Raw genomic sequence first — 1706 nt, 5'->3', positions numbered from 1 at the left:
AGCTGGTAGAGCGCCTCGTTTACACCGAGGATGTCGGGAGTTCGAGTCTCTCATCGCCCACCATATAGCTTTATATTCCTATTAAGTTTTTGATTCTTCATATATTTTTAAAAGATAAGGGATGCCTAAATAAAGTTAGGGGAATATGATTTTTATTCTTTTCTTTACAAAGCGCATTCTTTTTGCCAGCTTTCTCTAACAATTTTTTAATAGTTCTAAATCTTCTTGTGAAATAATGTTTATCAGTCTAGCAAACATACCAACAGCTTCACATCTAAATGTATCAGAAGACTTTATAGTGAAACTTTTACAATAAGAATCCGATTCTCTTTTCAAAATTTCTGCTACCTCTTGATCTAAACTATAAAGCTCTATGATCTTTTCCTCCAGTCCTACAGGAACAGATTTTTTGCTAATCTCGACAGAAGATAAAAATCCTACAGATATGTCTAATTTCTTAGCCATATCTAAGAGGCGTTTGGATTGATCAATGCGAAGTTTCCGTAAAATTTTACCAAAGGGTGTAAGCATTTAAATAAAACGCGTAAGGGTATAAGCTTTACGGCATAAACTGAGAAAATTATCCACCAATAATATGTTTCACGCAATCAGCAATGTGATTTACCTTCTTTGCATTAGCAGCAACTCCATTAAATTTTTTTTATAATCCAATCAGCTCCTGTTCCAAGGTGTGTAATCCATGTTTTTTGAACAATAGGCTCAACAGCCCTCACAGTTTCTTCAGTAGATGTAGTTAATTCCAGAAATCTTTCACAAACAATTCGAGGCGCTTCAAAATCATTTGCTTCATTACGTACGGTAAACAAATTATCCAAATTATCGTCGTTAATAAGATAAGGGGAATGCGTCGAATAAATTACTTTATTGCCCTTTATGCTCGATAACGTTTGTAAGGAGCTTAATATTTTTCTCTGTGGATGAATATGTAAATTATTTGCTGGCTCATCCAATAAAAAAACTATTCCATTTTTGCTTCTATGCCTGCGAACTTCTGTAAGAACTTTAAAACAAAAAAACCAACGAAACCCTTTACTTCTCTCATGTAAATAAAAAAGAGGTTATTTGCTTTAATTTGTAAACAATAATCTACAAAACCACTGACAGTATCGTGATCACTATTAGATTTTTCTATTATACAATCATCAAAAAGGCTCTTCCCTTCAGTAATATCCACCCAACCTTCCTTCACTACTGACTTCAAATAACCATTGATCAATCCTATACGCTGCTTAACAGCATCGTTGTCATCACAATCGACAATATCTTCCTGAAAACTAATACCAAGATTTTTTCTTATTTTGCACTCGATTGGATGAGCCATAAACATACCGACATGCTTGGCTCGCATCTCCAAGACAAGTATGGGAACTTATGGGATTCATGATCACTCTCCACCATTCTTTCCACATGTTACTACCAGCAGGGAGTGTCCCGTAGGTATAGCCATTGCCACCAATAATTCTGCTTACAAAGTCATATCTATGCCCATCAAAGCCAATAGTGGTTTGTTTGCCATCACTCACATAATCTAACAGACCGGCTGCAACTAAAACATTAAAGGCTGGTCCATAGAGATTGATAGTCGTGTTTTCGTTGGCTATCCCGTGCACACCTTCTTGTTTGAAAGAATTCAGCATATTCCCCAATGTCATTGTCCCGCGACTATGTCCATAAAGTTCTAATCC

At 35.8% G+C, this 1706-nt stretch carries 2 protein-coding genes and 2 pseudogenes; all 4 read right to left on the bottom strand.

Annotation, left to right across the window (positions count from 1 at the left end):
- Nucleotides 1-97: 97 nt before the first annotated feature.
- Nucleotides 98-531 (bottom strand): annotated as a pseudogene (locus ACFIQE_RS10155) (XRE family transcriptional regulator).
- A 119-nt stretch (nt 532-650) separates the two neighbouring features.
- The gene (locus ACFIQE_RS10150; RefSeq protein ID WP_375707676.1) at nt 651-971 is read right to left on the bottom strand and encodes an AAA family ATPase; all 321 of its coding nucleotides are present in this window, start codon (nt 969-971) and stop codon (nt 651-653) included.
- An 8-nt stretch (nt 972-979) separates the two neighbouring features.
- A complete protein-coding gene (locus ACFIQE_RS10145; RefSeq protein WP_375707675.1) occupies nt 980-1342 on the bottom strand; it encodes a hypothetical protein in 363 nt (120 codons plus the stop codon).
- Nucleotides 1296-1706 (bottom strand): annotated as a pseudogene (locus ACFIQE_RS10140) (filamentous hemagglutinin); the annotation flags it as partial. The pseudogene ACFIQE_RS10140 and the gene ACFIQE_RS10145, both read right to left, overlap by 47 nt.

The organism is Bartonella sp. AA1HLJMS, assembly GCF_042197445.1.
Classification (GTDB): domain Bacteria; phylum Pseudomonadota; class Alphaproteobacteria; order Rhizobiales; family Rhizobiaceae; genus Bartonella.
The sequence above is the reverse complement of the archived record's forward strand: the minus strand, read 5'-3'. Positions and strand labels throughout refer to the sequence as shown.